Origin of the sequence: Anaerobacterium chartisolvens (assembly GCF_003337415.1) — a bacterium.
GTDB classification, from domain to species: Bacteria; Bacillota; Clostridia; order Acetivibrionales; family DSM-27016; genus Anaerobacterium; species Anaerobacterium chartisolvens.
In genome coordinates, this window is sequence record NZ_QPJT01000026.1 from 47,087 (window position 1) to 66,577 (window position 19,491).

Genomic DNA, 19,491 nt, shown 5'->3' on the forward strand with positions numbered 1-19,491 from the left:
TTTATTCTTTTGTCGAAATCGTCGTAGGGGCAGACCTGCGTGTCTGCCCTGAATTACCTACAAACACGGAGAAATTTGAGGGCAGACACATAGGTCTGCCCCTACATATTTCATGAAGGAACTTCACATTATCTCTTGGTGAGATTATTGTAATACAACTATTATGTTCTATTTTTAGTCTGTCTAAAGATAAGGCAGGTGAAGAAGTGGTTTGCCCTGCGGCACGCTCCTTTGTTATTGCACCCTAATCTCCCCATCCTTAGGCTCAAGCCATATCCTGTATGCTGAATTTTCATCCCTTAAAATATTTAAACCATAGCCCGACCATTGGGATATTTTTAGAGCTATTGTGTCCATGCAAATATCCAGCATATCGCAAGTCTCGTCGGTAATTTCCCCCCATACCCTTTCAACTAAAAAATTTCTCTTAAGCGACTTGCCTTTATTCTTTATTAAAAGATATAAAATTTCAAATTCCCTTGAATTTAAAATTATCTCATTTCCGGCAGCACAAACACTTCCTTCCTCGGGATTTATCACAATATCCCCGTACTTCAGAGCAGGCATTGCCGGTTGATTCCATATTTTAACGCCTCCTAGAAATTTAAGCTGTGATTTTATCCTTGCAGCCATTTCCTGAAAGCTAAACGGCTTTATTATATAATCATCCGCTCCAAGCTCGAGTGCCAGCACTACGCTTAAGTCATCCGACTTATCCGATATCGCAAGCAGCGGTGTCCTTACTAAAGAGGGCTCGGCCCTTATTTGTCTTATAATGTCGAACTGCTCCATATCAGGAAATGATACCTCTGTAACAATTATATCAAAGCTTTTTTCCTTAGCCTTTACCACTCCCTTTTTCCCCACATCCGAGCTATAAACCTTATAGCCCTTTTTTTTCAGATCGTCTCTTAACATTTTTCTTATATTTTTATTGTTATCTATAATCAGAACAGATTTCATAGACATACTCCCGGCGGGCTTTTTTACTTTATTATGTCTTAGGGTAATTAAAGCAATATTAATTAAATGTAAAGACAAGGTAAATTAAGCGGCAGACGAGCATCAAAAGAGCCAAAACGTTAATCCCACTCTCTCATATTATAATTTGGAACTTTTTTTTAAAAGCCATAGTCAAAATTATCGAAAACTTTTATAGAAAGAATTGAGGAGCCGGCTATGAACATTTGTAAGATTGTAGTATTGTTTTTTTCTGTTATAATAATGCTTTCCCTGACAGGATGTCACGATAAGGCTGCTTTGCCACAAATGGAGCCTGAGACAGTTTCAGGCACAGGTGAAGATATGCAGGATTACAGCAAACTCTTTGAGTTGAAATTATATTCCGATAAGATTACATATAGTACTTCTGATAAAATTAATATTTGGGCAACCTTGAAGTACATGGGAGAGAATGACCATATAAAAATATGGCATGGTGAGCCTTATATAAACTTTTATATTTCTGATGGCAAGGATTTTAACATCGGAGGCATAGTTAATGATATCTTAAAATCAACAGAGTTGGAAAGGGAGAAGCTCTATAAATTTGATTACTCAAAAAACGGAGGGTTTTCCGCTGATGATCCGAGAGCTGATTTCTGGGAAAAGTTCTATTCTGAAACTTATCTGTACCTGCCTGAAGGCGAATATACCGTAAAGGTTGGTGCGGCATTTTCATTAGAAGAGGACGCAAAAAATATTAGCGTCATCCCGCCCGAAGAATTGAAGATTGTTGTTAAATGATCTTCAAAAAGACCGGCAGACAAGCAACTGTAAATTTACAAAAACAATTTTAGTTAATGCGCTGCCTGTAGCCGCTCCTTTTTATTATTTCCCTTAAAACCCTTGTGGATACCGGCGCTCCCTTGTATACCTCGTCATAGAAATCCATCTTTCCCGGATCTCCCATTCCAACCACCAAGATATTCTCCATTCCATTCAAAACACTCAAGGTATCCCCGCATATCTCATTTCCGCCGGTAGCATTGCCGTACTTGTCTACCGCACCTTCTATAACCCGCCCTTCCTTGGTTACAGAGCAGGTGACCTTTAATCCGTTGCAATCACTTCCATTGGAGGATACGGCAGCTATACCCAAAACATTGACAGCCTCGCTTTGCATTATTATTTTCATGGCATACTCCCCCTTCCCTGCACCCTCCTTGCCCCTGTCATCCACCATAACCACCACAGGGTCAGACCCGGCTGTTTTTATCAGAGACACAATCTGATATCCCGTCAATGCAGTGGGATTCCCGGCGGATGCCGAAATGCATCTTCCCCCTATGTTTGCCGCCGCTGTCTCCATGGCATGTCTGGCCGACCTGTCCCCGTCGGTAACAATAATTACATTGTGCTTATCCATAAATCCCTTGCCATTTTATATCCTTCGGCATCGCCGACATCACAAAAACACCTTTGGTATAAGACTTCTGTGAATTATGAGTAAGAAAAAATATGCCCACAGCCACCCCTATTGCAATGAGCGCCAGCACTATAAATATCACTGCCTTATGTCTGCCAAAAACACCCGTCATATATTACCCTCCATATCTAAGTCCCGTTCAAAGCAAATCTTTAAATAGTATTTCAAAAAATAAAGGCAATATGCAAAATTTTGCACATTGCCCGCTTATACGCAGTTAATTTTTTTTCTTATTTCCTGCAGTATTCTCTTCTCAATCCTCGATACCTGAACCTGAGATATTCCAAGCAGCTTTGCAATCTGAAACTGGGTCTTTTCCTTAAAATATCTGAGGATAATTATCTGCTTTTCCCTAGGGCCCAGCGTATCTAGTATTTGTCTTAGCGCAAGCTTATCTATGAGCTCCACCTCATTATTATTTGCCTCTCCGTTTATTCTGTCAATTAAAAGCATGGGAGAGTTGTCCCCTTCCCCCACCGTGCTGTACAGAGATTCGGGGGAGCACCCTGCCTCCATAGCCATTACCAGCTCCTCCGCAGGTATATTGAGCCTTATTGACATCTCACTTATTGAGGGCTCGCGCCCAAGCTCCTTGCTCATAATTTCCTTTGTTACCCTGGCTTTATTGGAAATCTCCTTTAGTGAACGGCTGACCTTTATAATTCCGTCATCTCTTATAAACCTTTTTATTTCACCTATTATCATAGGCACGGCATAGGTCGAAAACTTCACCTCAAAGGATTGGTTAAACTTATTTATCGCCTTTATAAGCCCTATGCAGCCTATCTGAAAAATATCCTCCGTTTCATACCCCCGGTTCTGAAATCTTTTCACTATGCTCCATACCAGCCCTATATTCTTTTCCACCAGAAAGGCCTGAGCATCCTTATCCCCTTCTTTAGTCCTTTTTATAAGCTCAAGCACATCTTCTTCACTATAGTCCTTATTATAAAAATCATTCATAAATTCTCCTAAGCCTCTCATGCATATAAATAATCCTATATGCATATTATTGCTTAATTTACTTATTTTTACACCATTGCTCAAAAAAAAATACTATTTCCCGCTTTGTAAATTATTAAATTCCTTATTTTGGGCTGAATCTCTTAAACATTTTAATAGTTGTACCCATACCCGGCTCAGAAATTATTTTAATTTCATCCATAAACGTCTCCATAACGGTAAAGCCCATTCCCGATCTTTCAAGCTCAGGCTTTGACGTATATAACGGCTGTCTTGCCATTTCAATGTCATCTATTCCCCTGCCCTGATCCGATACGGTGATTTCCGCAGAATTCTCATAAAGCATACAGCTCATTTTTATGTACCCATCCCCGTTTTCATATCCGTGTATTATGCAGTTTGTCACCGCCTCCGAAACAGAGGTCTTTATATCGGCAAGCTCCTCGAGAGTAGGGTCAAGCTGTGAAACAAAGGCCGCGGCGGCAACTCTTGCGAATGCCTCATTGCTTGATCTGCTCAAGAACTCAAGTTTCATTTCATTTATCGGCTGCATTTTTTTCCTCCTCACATGCTGCTGACAGCAGTGTCTATATTATCGTATACAGGCATTATCCTTAAAAGTCCCGACATTTCAAAAATACGCTTCACCTGTGAGTTGACATTTGCTATTACAGCTTTTCCATTCAGCTTTTGAATATTCTTATATCTTCCCATTATTACCCCTATCCCCGAGCTATCCATAAAAGTAACCCTTGAAAAGTCAAAAACTACATTTTTAGTGGTGGATTTCATCATCTCTCCGTCAACCTTTTCACGGATATATTCGGCGGAATGATGATCCATTTCCCCATATATTGCAACTATCAGTGTAGAGCCTCTGCTTGAAAATTTAACCTGCAAATGTACACGCCTCCCCATAACATATTGTACGCAAATAATTATTTTACAATTATGACCATATTAAGCCCCATCTTAATCTATTCTCTATCCTTCAGAAAAACCCTTCAAAGAAAATTGCAATATTATGTAAGATATAGATTTTTATTTCTCTATAAAAAGACAAACGAGCCGACTGCAAAGCACATTGTATTTAAGCACTTGCTTTGCGCTCGCCCCATGTACAGCATTTAAGTTTCAATATCGGGCAATTCTTATTCCTTAAAACCCAAGGACATAAGCTCTGTCAGCTCTTTAACCGCCAAATGCTCATCCTCGCCCTCGGCTCCGATAGTAATTTGAGACCCTTGAACGGCAGTCAAAGACATCAATCCCATTATGCTCTTGGCATTTACCTTCTTATCCGACTTTATTATCCAAATATGTGAAGTAAACTTTCCCGCAGTCTGAACAAACAAAGCGGCGTGTCTGGCATGAAGCGCGGTTGAATTCGATATCTCAACAGTACTCTCAACCATTAATTACTCCTCCTCCAAGTTTCTGGCATTCTCTGCAATCTCATCTAATCTTCTCAATCTGTGGTTTACACCCGATTTGCCCAAGGCAGGACTAAGCATTTGACCCAATTCCTTTAAATTTGCGTCGCTATAGTTAAGCCTCAGCTCGGCAACCTCTCTCAAATTATCGGGAAGGTTATCGAAGCCCAAGGTGTCTCTTATATATTTAATGTTCTCCACCTGCCTGACTGAAGCTGTAACGGTTTTTTCAAGGTTGGCGGTTTCACAATTGACAATCCTGTTTACATTATTCCTCATTTCCTTAAGAATACGCACATTTTCAAGCTCCAGCAAGGAAGTATGCGCTCCTATTATATTCAAAAAGTCCACTATGTTTTCACCTTCCTTTAAATAGGTAACATATGTGCCTTTTCGTTTTACTATCTTGGCATTTAAGCCAAACCCGTTCATAAGCATCTGTATTTGGGCAGCAGCCTCTCTGCTGTGATTGGATATTTCAAGATGATAGGTCTTTTCAGGATCACTTATAGACCCTCCGGACAGAAAGGCACCCCTGAGATATGCCTTTTTACAGCAGGGCTTTTTAAATTTATTATCCCCAAATAATGATGAGTCCGCGGCACTGTTTAAAAAGCTGGCCCCCCTTTTGTTTCTGGCAGTCATGCGGATATCCTCCAGTATCTGCCCGGCACCTGCCAGATCAGTTATTACCAGTATATATGAAGTATGCTTTTTTAGTTTTTTGCTCTTTCTGGCCACAACCTCAGGATAGATGTTGTATATTTTCTTTATATTAGTAAAAAGCTTGCGCGCAAAAGCAGCGTTTTCAGTTACGACCTTAATGTTAGCCTCACCCTTTGCATTGAAGCCTATCACCCCGCTTATCCTGACAACTGCCGCCAATTCGGAAAGCAAACAGCACCTTCCCGCTATTTCAATCCTGCATAATTCGTTTTTTACCGATGATGAGAATGACAAGTGACACACCCCATCCAAAGACTGCTATAATAAAGACAAATATTCCGCCCTGTTTTTGCAGAGCTTAATACAATATATCACAAAAATAATTTTATTGCAAATCCCCCGAGCCATGCGCTATAAGCTCTGTATATGCCCTGAGAATCTCTCCTACGCTCCATGCCTGTGCAAAGCATCCCTTAGGAGCATTTGACCCGTCTCCATCAAATATTTCCGATATTGAGCCTATGCAGCCGTCTGAAAGATGATCCCTTAAGGGCTCTATAAATTTAAGAGCAAGCCTTCTATTGCTTTCAGTATTTCCATAAGCTTTTATAAAGGCGGTTATAAAATGCCCCAGCGGCCATGTCCAAACCGTCCCTTGATGGTAGGAGCTGTCTCTGCTGTGAATGTCACCGGTATAAATGCCTCTGTAGTTCCTGTCACTGCCGCACAGGCTCTTTAGACCATAAGTGGAATATAACTCCTTCCATACCTTACGAACCAGCTTTTTTGCTTTTTCTCCCGATATCACAGGATAAGACAGGCTAACGGCAAATATCTGATTGGGCCTTACGCTGGAATCCCTATAATCATTAATTACCACATCATACAGACATTGCTTGCGGTTATTCCAAAAGGCAGCTTCAAAGGATTTCCGGGCCTTTTCGGCTATAGACCTGTAATAACCGGCGTCATCCCCGTTTAGACCGGCAAGCCTTTCCATTATATTAATAGCATTATACCATAACGCATTTATTTCAACCGCCTTGCCATGCCTGGGCGTAACCACCCAGCGCCCTATCTTGGCATCCATCCATGTAAGCTGTATCCCCGCCTGGCCTGCTGAAATAAGATAGTCGGAATCCATTGCTATATTAAACCTTGTTCCTTTAATATAGTGCCCAATAATGTCTTTTAATACCATATATATGTTTTCATTTATAAACTTTAAATCATCGGTATGCTCTATATACTTGTTTACCGCCTCAAAATACCATAGAGCGGCATCCACACTGTTATACGCGGGTTCATGGGACTCGTCGTCGGGAAATACATTGGGTACAAGCCCATCCTTTACATACCTTGAGAAGGTATATAATATGTCCCGTGCATCCTCAAATCTCTTTGTCGCAAGGGTAATACCCGTAAAAGCGATCATTGTATCCCTTCCCCAGTCGGTAAACCACGGATACCCTGCCAGAATGGTCCTTGACTTTGTAGATTCCCTGTGAACAATAAATGCGTCAGACGCCATAACAAGCCTGTCCGCAAGCTCATCGCCATACCCCGCGGTACTCACCAGAGCCTTAAGCCTCTTCTCCTCGGCGCTTATCAGCTTCTCACCGCAGCAGTCCTTTACTTCCTTTTCTAAGGTAGCTATAATGGTCACATGCTTTTCTTCATAGCTTTTAAGCTTTATGTCAAAGCACCCGGGTATATAATGATCCTCTATATAATCAAGGCCCCTCTCCCTCTCAGCCTCATAATACATATTAAAAAAATAGCACCCGTCCCATACCGTAAATTCTCCCTCGCCGCACAATAAGCTTATATCGGTATTAAAATAGGCAGGCTTTATAATTGCTCCATTAGGCGCCTTGCTGACATCAAATTTTAAAAATTCACTCCGAGAGCTGTGATGGTAATTTCTGAAATTAATAAGAGGCGTAAGCCTTAAATTGGCCTCCGCCGCCCCATTTATAATACGGTACTGGATTACTGTGGTATTCTGCCCGTAAACCATGCAAATCTTTTTTTCTATAAACGCATCCTCTACACTGTATGTAAAAGTGGGAAGAGGGTTTATGGACACCCTCTGCAGGTTGTAATAGCCCCTCATTATATAATCCGGTGTCTGAAATGAATACAGGTTGTAATCCTTTCCATTAATTGTAAAGCATTCATCTATTTTTGATAAGATCAGGTGCCTTTCCACAGGCGCTTTCAGAGAAGCGACCAGCAACCCATGATACCTTCTTGTATTTGCGCATATAATAGTGGATGATGCAAAGCCCCCGATCCCGTTAGTTAAAAGCCATTCCTTTTCTATGCCTCTTTCAAAGGTCCTCCAATCGGCTTTACCGAATTCCATTAAATAACCTCCCGCAAAACTGTAATTTGCTATTTCTCACGTCGATTCTACTTTATATTACCATATTCACTTTTTTTGTCAATACAACAAGGTACTGTCAGCTAGGAGCCTACAAAGAGCTTCCTTAACCTGTCCTTAACATAGTAATAATCTATTATCCTTTTCTTGTCCTTTGCAAGCACGGTTTCCGCAACAAGATCCATTATTGTAGCCGCAAGCTTTACCGGATCGTGCCTTATAAAATTGCTTTTTATGCTCACAAAATCGGCTCCTATTATCTTTATTCCCGCCTTATTTAAAATGCCTGAATCCACCCCTACAGTCTCTGCTCCGTCATTTGCGTAATGCAGTCGAAGCCCCTCGGGTATATCTGCGGTATTTACAATACAATAGTCCAATATCCCCTCATATGTATGCCTTTCAAGTGCTCTGATATGATCGGAAACAGAATACCCGTCAGTTTCTCCCGGCTGCGTCATAACATTGCAGACATACACCTTTACCGCATGTGAATTCTTGATTGCATTTTCAACCCCGTTTACAAGCAGATTGGGAATTATGCTTGTATACAGGCTTCCGGGACCCAGTATAAGCATATCCGCCTCTGAAATAGCATCAAGAGCCTCCTGCAAGGGTATTATATCCTCGTTTTCAAGAAAAACTCTTTTTATGTCCCCCGGATGGGAGAGGTTATGCCGTCCTATATTTGACTCCCCGCATACAATATGCCCATCCTCCAGCTCGGCGCACAGCTTCATATCCTGGAGAGTAACGGGAAGAACATTCCCTGTCACAGCAAGCACATCACTCATTTTTCTTACCGCCTCTTCAAAGCTTGTGGAAATACCATCCATTGCGGCAAGAAACAAATTTCCAAAGCTCTGGCCCTTTAAAAGCCCGTCCTCAAACCTGTACTGCAAAAGCTTCTCCATTATGGGCTCGGTATCCGCCAATGCAAGAATACAGTTCCTTATATCTCCCGGAGGAAGCATTCCTAAGTCCTGCCTCAGCACACCGGAGCCCCCTCCATCATCTGCCACCGTTACAATGGCGGTTATATTTGAGCTGTATGCCTTGAGCCCTCTAAGCATTGTAGAAAGCCCCGTTCCCCCTCCTATGGCTACAATTTTAGGACCCTTTATCAATATGCGCTTTTCGTAAAGCAAATTACTCAGCCTGTCGGAGTCAAGCGAAATTCTGAAGCCGCTGTTTGAAATAGCGTGAAAGAAGGTTTTTGCCACATACTTTACCGAAAGAAATATAAATACACAGCCTGCAATAATTAAAAGTATTGACAGAATGATTTTAATAGCGCTTAAATATATTTCAGTAACAAGAAAGGACAGTCCGAAGCTGATACTTGCAACCCCCACAGCTCCAAGGACAATCCATCTTTTGACCCTGATGCCCGGTCTGAACCAATCAATAAACCTCATAACATCCTCCATTTTGGTGATGATGCCTAATGCCTTCTGTTATCCTTTTCAATATCCCTGTGCTCTACTATTACACTATTTTCTCTGCCTAAGAGAGACTTATACAATTCATCCGCTATGGCCACAGATCTGTGCCGGCCTCCCGTACAGCCTATTCCTATAACCAGTTGTGATTTTCCCTCTTTTATATAGTTAGGTATCAAAAATTCCAGCATGTCGTTCAGCTTCCCCATAAACTCTATAGTCTCATTTGAGTTCAATACATAGTCCCTGACTGTCTGCTGCTTTCCCGTAAGGCTTTTCATGGAAGGTATGTAATAGGGGTTGGGGATAAAGCGCACATCAAAAACAAGGTCACAATCCATAGGCATACCGTATTTGAATCCAAATGAAATTATGCTTATAATTAAGCCGCTGAAGCTCTTCCCCTCAACAAATATATTGGATATTTCCTCCTTAAGCTGCCTTGTACTAAGGTTAGAGGTGTCTATAATATGATTTGCCCTTTCCTTTATAGGCTTAAGTATTCCTCTTTCCTGCCTTATACCATTTATAAGGCGACCCTCGGGAGACAGAGGGTGTGATCTCCTGCTTTCCTTATACCTCTTTATCAGCACCTCGTCTGAGGCCTCCAAAAACAGTATCTCATAAGAAAAGCCTCCTCTTTTTATATCATCAAGCGCAGGGAACAGGTCACGGAGCAGCTCCCCTCCCCTTATATCAATAACCAGCGCAATCCTGTCCATTTTATCATTGCTCTGGAAGCATATTTCGGCAAACTTCGGTATAAGCGCAGGCGGCAGGTTATCCACACAAAAAAATCCGAAATCCTCCAGATATTTTATCACCTGACTTTTGCCCGCACCCGAAATACCTGTAATTATTACAAACCTCATTTGTACCTCCTGTTGAGTTTCAGAGTCCGTCATCTATAGAAAGACCGCAAGCTTTATTGCTCTCCTAATATTTTTACCTCTGTCTGCAAATTAACCCCAAAACGCAGGCCGACTTGGGATTTTATATGCTCTATCAGGCATATTATATCGGATGCTTTGGCATTGCCTGTGTTTACAATGAAGCCGCAGTGCTTTGGCGAAACCTGTGCGCCCCCTATGGAGTACCCCTTAAGCCCGCAGTCCTCAATAAGCCTGCCTGCAAAATATCCCTCAGGCCTTTTAAATATGCTCCCGGCGCTTGGCATTTCCAACGGCTGCTTATCCCTTCTCCTCTTGGTGAAATCGTCCATACATGCCTTTATGCAGGCTTTATCCCCTTCCCGGAGCCTTATAACCGATCTTATAACTATGCAGCCCATCTCCTGTATAGCACTCGTTCTGTATCCGAAGCTGTGAGCTTCACCCTTTATTGAGCCAAAATTCCCCTCGCGATCCATATACTCCGTTTCGACTATGATGTCCTTCATTTCGCCTCCATAGGCTCCCGCATTCATGCTCACAGCTCCTCCCAAAGTCCCGGGAATTCCCGACGCAAATTCCATTCCGGCCAGACCGTTTTGCAATGCTATGTTTGAAAGCCTTGACAGAAGCATTCCCGCTTCAGCCGTTACAGTATTTTGTTCTATGCTGTACGCACAAAAATTCTCGCATATTTTAATTACAACTCCCCTGATGCCTTTATCAGATACAATCAGGTTAGTACCGTTACCCATTATGTAAAATTCAATGCCCTCCCTTTTACACGCCCCGACTATCTCAGAAAGCTCCTCTGCATCTCCCGGTACAATCAGTAAGTCGGCAGGCCCTCCCACCTTAAAGGAGGTATAATTGCTCATAGGCTGATCCGCCACTGCAGTTCCCCTGCTGATAAGCCCTCTCATCATATGTTCAATATCCCTCTTATTCAATAAACACCTCTCCTTAGGGCATATATATTAATTATATTTTTTAAAGTTTTGTTTGTTACTCAAATACTCATTAAATCTCTCTATTGAGGTACACATCACCAAATCCTCCGGCATACCCACTTCATCCAATATTTTATGCACATTTTCAAAGCTGCCGACAGAAAAGCTTATATGCGAGTCGCTCCCACACACCACCTTAACACCGTACTCCTTGCATTTTAGCGCAAATGTTTTACAATTGCGCTCGCTTCCCGTTCTCACATAAAAGGAGTGGTTATTTATTTCTATGAGCTTGTTATATTCCTTTGCAGCCATCACAACCCTGTCTATATCCACTTGAAACTGTGGATTTCCGGGATGTGCCACAGCGTCAATATATGGGTTTTTTAATACATTTATCATTGCCCTTGTATGATCCTCTACAGTCGAGGGAGCTATACAAATGTCATGAAAGCTGGCAATTGTATACTCCAGCCTCTTTAAATACCCGTCCGGCATATCGGTATTGCCGTCATAGTCTATTATATTTGCTTCAACGCCCTTTAGTACCCTGACTCCGCATATCTCGTCAGGTATAACCCTTAAATTCCCAAAGTGGTAAAGGTGGGGCGCTCCCCCCATGGATGGGCCGTGATCCGTCATTGCAATCATTTTTATTCCCTTGTCCCGAGCTCCTCTCGCCATCTCCTGTATGGTACTGTATGCGTGTCCGCTTGAAACGGTGTGCGTATGTGTATCTATTATTATCTCCAAGGCATTTCCTCCCCTTTACTCTGCGCGTCCCTGTTGATTTCACCCATTACCCTCTCATTCAACACCTTTGCGGCATTATACCCCATCTTCTTCTGCCTGTTATTCATTGCCGCAACCTCTACTATAACAGCGAGATTCCTTCCGGGCCTTACCGGGATATTCAATGCAGGCACCATCATTCCCAGTATATCGGTATATTCGTCAACAAGACCCAGCCTGTCATAATTTTTATTGTTGTCCCAGAACTCCAGATTAATTACAAGGTTTATGTTTTCAGTTACTTTTACAGAGCCTACACCATATAAATTCTTTACGTCGAGTATACCTATTCCCCTTATTTCTATAAAGTGCCTTATTATATCGGGTGCGGTTCCCACAAGCGTCTTGTCGGAAACCTTTCTGATTTCCACTACATCATCGGCAACAAGCCGGTGCCCCCTCTTGACAATTTCAAGGGCAGTCTCGCTTTTACCCACCCCGCTGTCTCCCAATATCAATATCCCTTCCCCATATACCTCAACGAGAACGCCATGCTTTGTAGTCCTTGGAGCAAGCTGGACATTCATATATCTTATAAGCCCGCTTAAGAATCTCGAAGTAATATCCTCAGTCCTTATTATGGGAATGCTGTATTTCTTTGAAACATCTATCATCTCGGGGAAAATCTCAAGGCCTCTGGCGACAACCATGCATGGAAACCCGCATTTAAAAAAATCATCCAGCCTCTTATATCTCTCTTCGGAAGACATCTCAGACATATATGCCGTTTCTCCCTTGCCTATAATCTGTATTCTGTCGGTACCGAAATACTCTAAGTATCCGGCAAGCTGCAAGCCCGATCTGTTTATATCCGAAGTAGATATAATAATATCATCAAGATTTTCCGTATCACTAACAACCTCAAGCTGAAATTCTTCAATTAATTCCCTTAGGGTTATTGAGTACATAGCCATACCCCCAATTATTTTATCACTGATATTATACCCTAAAAAGGCAAAAAAAGAAACCTTCCTCAAAAATCGAAAGGTTTCGTATATTTTCTTCATAGCCTTTGCTAAACGCGCCTGATGCTGTTATTTTATAATTGAGTTGCTCAGTATAAACGCCGCAAAAACAATTGACACCATTGAAAGAAGCTTTATTAATATATTTATAGAAGGTCCCGAGGTATCCTTAAAGGGGTCTCCCACGGTATCGCCGACTACTGCAGCCTTATGGCTGTCCGAGCCCTTGCCTCCATGGTTCCCCGCCTCAATATACTTTTTGGCGTTATCCCACGCACCGCCGGAATTGGCCATCATAATGGCAAGCACAAAGCCTGCTACCGCGGCACCTGCAAGCATACCTGCAACACCGTTTACTCCAAGCACCAGTCCAACCACGATAGGAGCTACTATGGCAACAAACGCAGGGGCTATCATTTCCTTCTGTGCGGACCTTGTACAGATATCAACACATGTAGCGTAATCAGCCTGTGCGGTTCCCTCCATAAGTCCCTTTATTTCTTTGAACTGTCTTCTTACTTCAACAACAATTTTTTGCGCCGCTCTTCCCACCGCATTCATTGTAAGTGCGGCAAACAAGAACGGGAGCATAGCCCCTATGAACAATCCTATTAATACGGATGGATTCATTATTGACAAATTAAATTTAAAGCTTGGGTCAATCAGCTCTACCTCACCAACAAACGCAGCGATCAGCGCTAACGCCGTCAGTGCCGCCGAGCCTATTGCAAAGCCCTTTCCTGTGGCAGCAGTGGTATTTCCCAGAGAGTCAAGGGCATCTGTGCGCTTTCTTACCTCTGGCTTCTGATGTGACATTTCCGCAATACCCCCGGCGTTATCAGCTACAGGGCCGTATGCATCCGTTGCAAGAGTGATACCCAAGGTACTCAGCATACCTACCGCGGCAATACCTATGCCGTACAGACCCATACCAAAATCAGCAGCACCACCTGCAAGGTAATAGCTTGCAAGCACCGCAACACTTATTATTATAACGGGAATCGCAGTAGATGCCATACCCAACGAAATACCGCCTATAATTACCGTAGCAGGCCCCGTAAGAGATGTGCCCGCCAAATTCTGTGTAGGCTTATATGTATCCGAGGTAAAGTATTCGGTAAAGAAGCCTATGAGTATTCCCGCAAGAAGCCCGCTTATAACAGCCCAGTAAACTCCCATATGCTCGCTGCCCAAAACATTTCTTACAAGGAAAAAGGACACAACCGCAATTATTGCACTGCTTATATATACGCCTCTTCTAAGTGCTGCCAGCAGAACCTTTTGCTCCGCCTTTTCTCCAGAGCGTACAAAAAAGGTTCCTATTATGGATGCCAGAACTCCTATGGCAGCCATTATAAGAGGAATTGTAACACCCCTTGTGCCAAGCCCCGCCGCAACAGCCAGCGCGCTTGTCGATACTATTGATCCCACATAGGATTCGTACAGGTCGGCGCCCATTCCCGCCACATCACCTACGTTATCTCCTACGTTGTCGGCTATAACAGCGGGATTTCTCGGGTCATCCTCAGGTATCCCCGCCTCTACCTTTCCTACCAGGTCGGCGCCTACGTCTGCCGCCTTAGTGAATATACCGCCGCCGACACGCGCAAACAGAGCCATTGAGCTTGCGCCCATACCGAATGTCAGCATAGCGCTCGTTATCTTTTGAATCCTTTCAGCATCTGGAAGACCGGTATAGAACCAATCCAGGAAGAAATACCATATGCTCAGGTCCAAAAGACCCAGACCCACAACAACAAGACCCATTACCGCACCACTGGAAAATGCCACTCTCAGGCCTTTATTAAGGCTGTCCTTTGCGGCATTAGCAGTTCTGGCATTTGAGTTTGTTGCCATTTTCATCCCCAGAAAGCCCGAAAGGCCGGAAAAAAATCCTCCTGTCAAAAACGCGAAAGGCACAAACGGAGTGAGATAGCCTAAAAATGCCATTATGCCCAAGATAATAACCATGGCTACAAAAAATAATGCAACTCCCGTATACTGCCTCTTTAAATATGCGTTAGCACCCTGGCGGACAGAAGCAGCTATTTTTTTCATTTCATCGGTTCCCTCGCTGTGCTTCATTACGCTGAATGCAAGATATGCGGCAAAGCCCAAGGCAATGATTGAACCGACCGGAGCCAGAACTATCAGATTAAAATCCATAAAAAAACATCCCCCTTGATATCAGACAATGATAATTTTGAATATAGCCGTCTTAAAGACAGCAGGCAGCTTAATTTTGCTTAAAAGCCCACCGTATAGCAGCTTATAATAAATACTCAAAACATAAGCACGCATAAAAAGCTTAAGCCCTATACGGACAAAAGACATGCAATACTTACTATCAAGCAGTAGCTTTGTAAAAATTCACAGTTATCAAAGAGCAATTACGGTAGAATAATAATACCGTATTACTACCTGGCAATACATTCCTTCATCAAACCTGAATAATGTCAAAAACATTACCATACCATAAAAAATAGCTTAATTAATACTGCAGTATTAACATAAAAATTAACTGATTTTCATCATTAGTGAAGTTATCAAAATCCCTCACCATTTTACATTATAATACTTGCTGAAGGAATACACAATATCATAATATTAAAAATTTTTAATATATGATATTGTGTATTCCTTCAGAGCTCCATACACATAAAAAGGCCATCCGACACTATAGTCAGATGGCTCTTTCGTGGAGCGGGTGATGGGAATCGAACCCACGCAATCAGCTTGGAAGGCTGATGTTCTACCATTGAACTACACCCGCACATCATACGCTGAAACGATATATCATAATAACACTTTACAATAATATCCAAAATTATATATTAAACATGGAGCGGGTTACGCGATTTGAACGCGCGACTTTCACCTTGGCAAGGTGACACTCTACCACTGAGTTAAACCCGCACTTATGACTGCAAAGGATATTATATACGCATAAGCGGCTTTTGTCAATAGCCATTTTGAAACAATTTGCGGGGGCAAAAACAGTCCTAAGCTAAGTTTAAGTCCATGTCCCTGCTCCCCGCATGGCTTTGTGTTTTATTTTTTCAATGTTTTCGCCCATGAGTCCTTCAAACTTACAACGCGGTTGAATACAGGTGCTCCCGGCTTTGAATCAACTGAATCGGCACAAAAATATCCCATCCTGAGGAATTGATATCTGGAGCCGCCGCCGGCATTTGCAAGGCTTGGCTCAACCTTGCATGAGGAAAGAAGCTCAAGCGACTGGGGATTTAGATCCTCTTTATAATCACGGCTTTCATCCTCTCCGGGATTGGGCTCCTTAAAAAGCCTGTCGTACAGCCGTACCTCGGCATCTACCGCATGGGCAGCCGACACCCAGTGAAGCGTGCCCTTAACCTTGCGCCCGTCGGGAGAATTCCCCCCTCTCGAGTCAGGGTCATAGGTGCAGTGAAGCTCAATTACTTCACCTGTGCTTTCATCCTTAACCACTTCGGTGCATTTTATGAAATATGCGTGCTTCAGTCGTACCTCCCCCCCCGGTACAAGCCTGAAATATCCTTTTGGAGGATTCTCCATGAAGTCGTCCTGCTCTATATATAGCTCTCTTGAAAAGGGAATCATTCTAGTTCCTTCATCAGGGGCTTCCGGGTTGTTTTCGGCCTCAAATTCCTCTTCCGCTCCCTCGGGGTAATTGTCAATAATTACCTTGAGAGGCCTTAATACCGCCATAACCCTCTTAGCAGTCTTATTTAAATCCTCTCTTATACAGTGCTCAAGCAGCGCCGTATCCAGAGTGCTTGAGGTCTTCGCCACTCCTATCCTGTCACAGAAGTCCCTTATGGACTCAGGCGTAAACCCTCTTCTTCTAAGTCCGGATATGGTAGGCATTCTGGGGTCGTCCCACCCATTTACATAATTGCCCTTAACCAGCTCTAAGAGCTTTCTCTTGCTCATAACGGTATAGTTTATATTAAGGCGGGCAAACTCAATCTGCTGGGGTCTTGGATGATCAAGCGACAGAGTCTCAAGGCACCAGTCGTACAAGGGTCTGTGATCCTCGAATTCAAGCGTGCATATGGAGTGTGTTATTCCCTCTATATAGTCGGATATGGGGTGAGCATAATCATACATGGGATAAATACACCACTTGTCGCCTGTCCTGTGGTGAGAAGCGCGGAGAATACGGTAAATAACAGGATCTCTCATGTTCAGGTTGGGAGATGCCATGTCAATCTTTGCCCTCAGAACTCTCGATCCGTCAGGGAATTCCCCGTTTTTCATGCTTTCAAACAAGCTTAGGTTTTCTCCGATACTACGTTCCCTGTAAGGGCTGTTCTTTCCAGGCTCAGTCAGTGTTCCTCTGTACTCCCTTATCTCGTCCGCACTCAAATCACATACATACGCCTTCCCTAAGCCTATCAGCTTTACCGCATACTCATAAAGCTTCTCAAAGTAGTCGGATGCGTAAAACATTCTGTCATCCCATGTAAAGCCCAGCCATTTTACATCCTCCTGTATAGACTCAACATACTCAGTATCCTCCTTGCTGGGGTTTGTGTCGTCAAATCTTAAGTTGCACAGCCCATTGTTTCTCGATGCTATCCCAAAATTAAGGCAGATGGATTTAGCATGTCCTATATGCAAATACCCGTTAGGCTCAGGGGGAAATCTTGTATGTACCTTGCCGTCATTTTTACCGTCCTTAAGATCCTGATTTATTATATCCTGAATAAAATTGGAATAGTTTAAGTCCTTGCTTTCCATCTTAGTGTTCCTCCCATTTATAAGCATTAATTATTGGCATCTGTTCCGGCTTTCAAAGACAGCTTTTGAATGCCCGCCTTTATTCTCCTGATGGTCTCCTCTTTACCTAAAATGCCGGCAATTTCTATTGCCCCTCCCGGAGTCACTTCCTTGCCGGTAATGGCCGTTCTTATTGGCCAAAGCATCTGTCCGTTCTTTATGCCCATGCTCTCAACCAAAGATATTAGGCTGTCATGCACCGCCTCATCGCTCCATTCTTCTATTCCCTCCAGCACAGGAAGTGCCGCAATAAGGCTTTTAAGCGAGCTTTCCAAGGTGGTTTTCATCTTTTTATGGATATAAATTTCCTCACTGTATTCGGGAAGGAGGTCTATAAAGTCAACCTTTTCAGGTATGGTTGTCAATATCTCTGTCCTCGCCTGCAAAATTGCGCTTACCTTTTTTAAATCTATCTCCTTATTGCGGATAGCACCCTCATAATAAGGCTTTGCAACCTCATGAAAGCCTTCGGGAGACATCCTTCTTATGTATTCCCCATTAAACCAGTTAAGCTTATTGAAGTCAAATGCCGCGGGTGCCTTGTTTATTCCCTCAACGCTGAAAACGCCTTCAAGCTCACTAAGCGAAAATATTTCCTGAGTACCTCCCGGACTCCACCCAAGCAGAGCTATATAATTAATTACCGCTTCAACCAGATAGCCCATTGAAAGCAAATCCTCAAAAGAAGCATCTCCGGCCCTCTTGGAAATTTTCGCACCGTCAGGCTTTGTTATCAGAGGCAAATGCACATAGACAGGTATGTCCCACCCAAAGGCCTTGTAAAGAAGGTTATATTTGGGCGACGAGGAAAGGTATTCACTTCCTCTTACAACATGAGTAATTTTCATCAAATGATCATCTACCACATTTGCAAAATTATATGTAGGCAGACCATCGGATTTTATAAGAATCTGATCGTCAAGAGTTTCATTTTCAACGGTAATGACTCCATAAACAGCGTCCTCAAAGCTTGTTGAGCCTGAATCGGGCATCTTCTGCCTGATAACAAAGGGCTCACTGCCCGCAAGCTTTTCATCTATTTGCTGCCTGCTTAAGCTAAGGCAGCATCGGTCATATCTGTGGGGTATGCCCTCCGCCTCATGCTCTTCCTTCAGCCTCGCAAGCCTTTCCTTTGTGCAAAAGCAGTAATATGCCTCTCCCTTATCTACAAGCTGCCTAGCATAAGGCATATACAAATCCTTTCTCTGGCTTTGTACATACGGCCCATACTCCCCGCCTATATCGGGTCCTTCATCATGCTTTATGCCCGCAAGCCTCAAGGACTTATATATAAGATCCACAGCTCCTTCAACATACCTTTCCTGATCCGTGTCTTCAATCCTCAGTATGAATTTCCCGCCATTGGATTTTGCAATCAGGTACTCGTATAAAGCCGTCCTTAAATTGCCTATGTGCATATATCCCGTGGGACTTGGGGCATACCGCGTTCTAACTTCTGCAGCCATACTTCTATTCTCCTTTATTTGTAATAGACCTGTATACACAATACATTATTAAATAATATTTTAATGGATATTATACCATATTGCCACTGTTTTTAGTTAAAAAAATGCAAACATCCCCTGCACAGGTACTCTTAAATAAGAGTAAGCTGACTTCGAGGATGCTTGCGGGTGTATTTTTCTCCGGCACAAGCCTTAAGCTTCAATCCCGTCTTTAGACTTTAACACCATAATTTTTTAGGAGAAACCAGCATACAAAACTCAGGAAATCGGCGCAAATACGCGCTTTTTTTATTCCAAAAACACTTGAAAAAATAATATTTTTAGTGTATAA

Annotated in this window: 19 protein-coding genes and 2 tRNA genes; 1 reads left to right on the plus strand and 20 read right to left on the minus strand. The window is 42.8% G+C overall.

Annotated elements, in window-relative coordinates; translation table 11 throughout:
* Nucleotide 1: 1 nt before the first annotated feature.
* Entirely contained in the window at nt 2–238 is a 237-nt protein-coding gene (locus DFR58_RS22635) for a PH domain-containing protein (RefSeq protein ID WP_114299203.1), read from the minus strand.
* Nucleotides 235–963 carry a response regulator transcription factor gene (locus DFR58_RS17770; RefSeq protein WP_170138211.1) on the minus strand — a complete coding sequence of 243 codons (729 nt, stop codon included), beginning with the start codon at nt 961–963 and terminating at the stop codon, nt 235–237. The genes DFR58_RS22635 and DFR58_RS17770 overlap by 4 nt, the downstream gene beginning before the upstream one ends.
* A gap of 216 nt (nt 964–1,179) precedes the next feature.
* Here DFR58_RS17770 and DFR58_RS17775 point away from each other — a divergent pair, with 216 nt between their 5' ends.
* Nucleotides 1,180–1,746 carry a hypothetical protein gene (locus DFR58_RS17775; RefSeq protein WP_114299205.1) on the plus strand — a complete coding sequence of 189 codons (567 nt, stop codon included), beginning with the start codon at nt 1,180–1,182 and terminating at the stop codon, nt 1,744–1,746.
* A gap of 49 nt (nt 1,747–1,795) precedes the next feature.
* Here DFR58_RS17775 and DFR58_RS17780 read toward each other — a convergent pair whose 3' ends face one another.
* The 18 genes from DFR58_RS17780 to gltX all read right to left on the minus strand — a co-directional run bounded on the left by DFR58_RS17780 (nt 1,796) and on the right by gltX (nt 19,160).
* Complete coding sequence (locus tag DFR58_RS17780) at nt 1,796–2,368, minus strand: stage V sporulation protein AE (RefSeq protein ID WP_114299206.1); 573 nt, start codon at nt 2,366–2,368, stop codon at nt 1,796–1,798.
* Entirely contained in the window at nt 2,361–2,540 is a 180-nt protein-coding gene (locus DFR58_RS17785) for a hypothetical protein (RefSeq protein ID WP_114299207.1), read from the minus strand. The genes DFR58_RS17780 and DFR58_RS17785 overlap by 8 nt, the downstream gene beginning before the upstream one ends.
* 95 nt (nt 2,541–2,635) lie before the next feature.
* Nucleotides 2,636–3,391: an RNA polymerase sporulation sigma factor SigF gene (gene sigF / locus DFR58_RS17790; RefSeq protein WP_114299221.1), complete on the minus strand. Its 756-nt coding sequence runs from the start codon at nt 3,389–3,391 to the stop codon at nt 2,636–2,638.
* A gap of 124 nt (nt 3,392–3,515) precedes the next feature.
* Nucleotides 3,516–3,944 carry an anti-sigma F factor gene (gene spoIIAB, locus DFR58_RS17795; protein WP_114299208.1) on the minus strand — a complete coding sequence of 143 codons (429 nt, stop codon included), beginning with the start codon at nt 3,942–3,944 and terminating at the stop codon, nt 3,516–3,518.
* 11 nt (nt 3,945–3,955) lie between these two features.
* Nucleotides 3,956–4,291 (minus strand): anti-sigma F factor antagonist, encoded by a 336-nt coding sequence (gene spoIIAA, locus DFR58_RS17800; RefSeq protein WP_114299209.1) that lies wholly within the window; start codon nt 4,289–4,291, stop codon nt 3,956–3,958.
* 251 nt (nt 4,292–4,542) lie between these two features.
* The gene (locus tag DFR58_RS17805; protein WP_114299210.1) at nt 4,543–4,806 is read right to left on the minus strand and encodes an HPr family phosphocarrier protein; all 264 of its coding nucleotides are present in this window, start codon (nt 4,804–4,806) and stop codon (nt 4,543–4,545) included.
* Between the two features lie 3 nt (nt 4,807–4,809).
* A complete protein-coding gene (whiA, locus tag DFR58_RS17810; protein ID WP_114299211.1) occupies nt 4,810–5,784 on the minus strand; it encodes a DNA-binding protein WhiA in 975 nt (324 codons plus the stop codon).
* A gap of 91 nt (nt 5,785–5,875) precedes the next feature.
* Nucleotides 5,876–7,858 (minus strand): amylo-alpha-1,6-glucosidase, encoded by a 1,983-nt coding sequence (locus DFR58_RS17815; protein ID WP_114299212.1) that lies wholly within the window; start codon nt 7,856–7,858, stop codon nt 5,876–5,878.
* A 101-nt stretch (nt 7,859–7,959) separates the two neighbouring features.
* Nucleotides 7,960–9,294 carry a gluconeogenesis factor YvcK family protein gene (locus tag DFR58_RS17820; protein ID WP_114299213.1) on the minus strand — a complete coding sequence of 445 codons (1,335 nt, stop codon included), beginning with the start codon at nt 9,292–9,294 and terminating at the stop codon, nt 7,960–7,962.
* A 26-nt stretch (nt 9,295–9,320) separates the two neighbouring features.
* Complete coding sequence (rapZ, locus tag DFR58_RS17825; RefSeq protein ID WP_114299214.1) at nt 9,321–10,190, minus strand: RNase adapter RapZ; 870 nt, start codon at nt 10,188–10,190, stop codon at nt 9,321–9,323.
* Nucleotides 10,191–10,243: 53 nt separating this feature from the next.
* Entirely contained in the window at nt 10,244–11,158 is a 915-nt protein-coding gene (gene murB, locus DFR58_RS17830) for a UDP-N-acetylmuramate dehydrogenase (protein WP_479722751.1), read from the minus strand.
* 27 nt (nt 11,159–11,185) lie between these two features.
* Nucleotides 11,186–11,911, minus strand: a complete 726-nt coding sequence (locus tag DFR58_RS17835) for a phosphatase (RefSeq protein ID WP_114299215.1) — start codon at nt 11,909–11,911, stop codon at nt 11,186–11,188.
* The gene (gene hprK / locus DFR58_RS17840) at nt 11,902–12,858 is read right to left on the minus strand and encodes an HPr(Ser) kinase/phosphatase (RefSeq protein ID WP_114299216.1); all 957 of its coding nucleotides are present in this window, start codon (nt 12,856–12,858) and stop codon (nt 11,902–11,904) included. The genes DFR58_RS17835 and hprK overlap by 10 nt, the downstream gene beginning before the upstream one ends.
* A 126-nt stretch (nt 12,859–12,984) precedes the next feature.
* Nucleotides 12,985–15,081, minus strand: a complete 2,097-nt coding sequence (locus DFR58_RS17845) for a sodium-translocating pyrophosphatase (RefSeq protein ID WP_114299217.1) — start codon at nt 15,079–15,081, stop codon at nt 12,985–12,987.
* 533 nt (nt 15,082–15,614) lie between these two features.
* Nucleotides 15,615–15,688, minus strand: a tRNA-Gly gene (locus tag DFR58_RS17850).
* A 68-nt stretch (nt 15,689–15,756) separates the two neighbouring features.
* Nucleotides 15,757–15,831 (minus strand) — tRNA-Gly (locus tag DFR58_RS17855).
* 135 nt (nt 15,832–15,966) lie between these two features.
* Nucleotides 15,967–17,655, minus strand: coding sequence for a glutamine--tRNA ligase/YqeY domain fusion protein (locus tag DFR58_RS17860; protein ID WP_114299218.1), 1,689 nt, complete (start codon nt 17,653–17,655; stop codon nt 15,967–15,969).
* A 26-nt stretch (nt 17,656–17,681) separates the two neighbouring features.
* Nucleotides 17,682–19,160, minus strand: a complete 1,479-nt coding sequence (gltX, locus tag DFR58_RS17865; protein ID WP_114299219.1) for a glutamate--tRNA ligase — start codon at nt 19,158–19,160, stop codon at nt 17,682–17,684.
* Between the last annotated feature and the right edge of the window lie 331 nt (nt 19,161–19,491).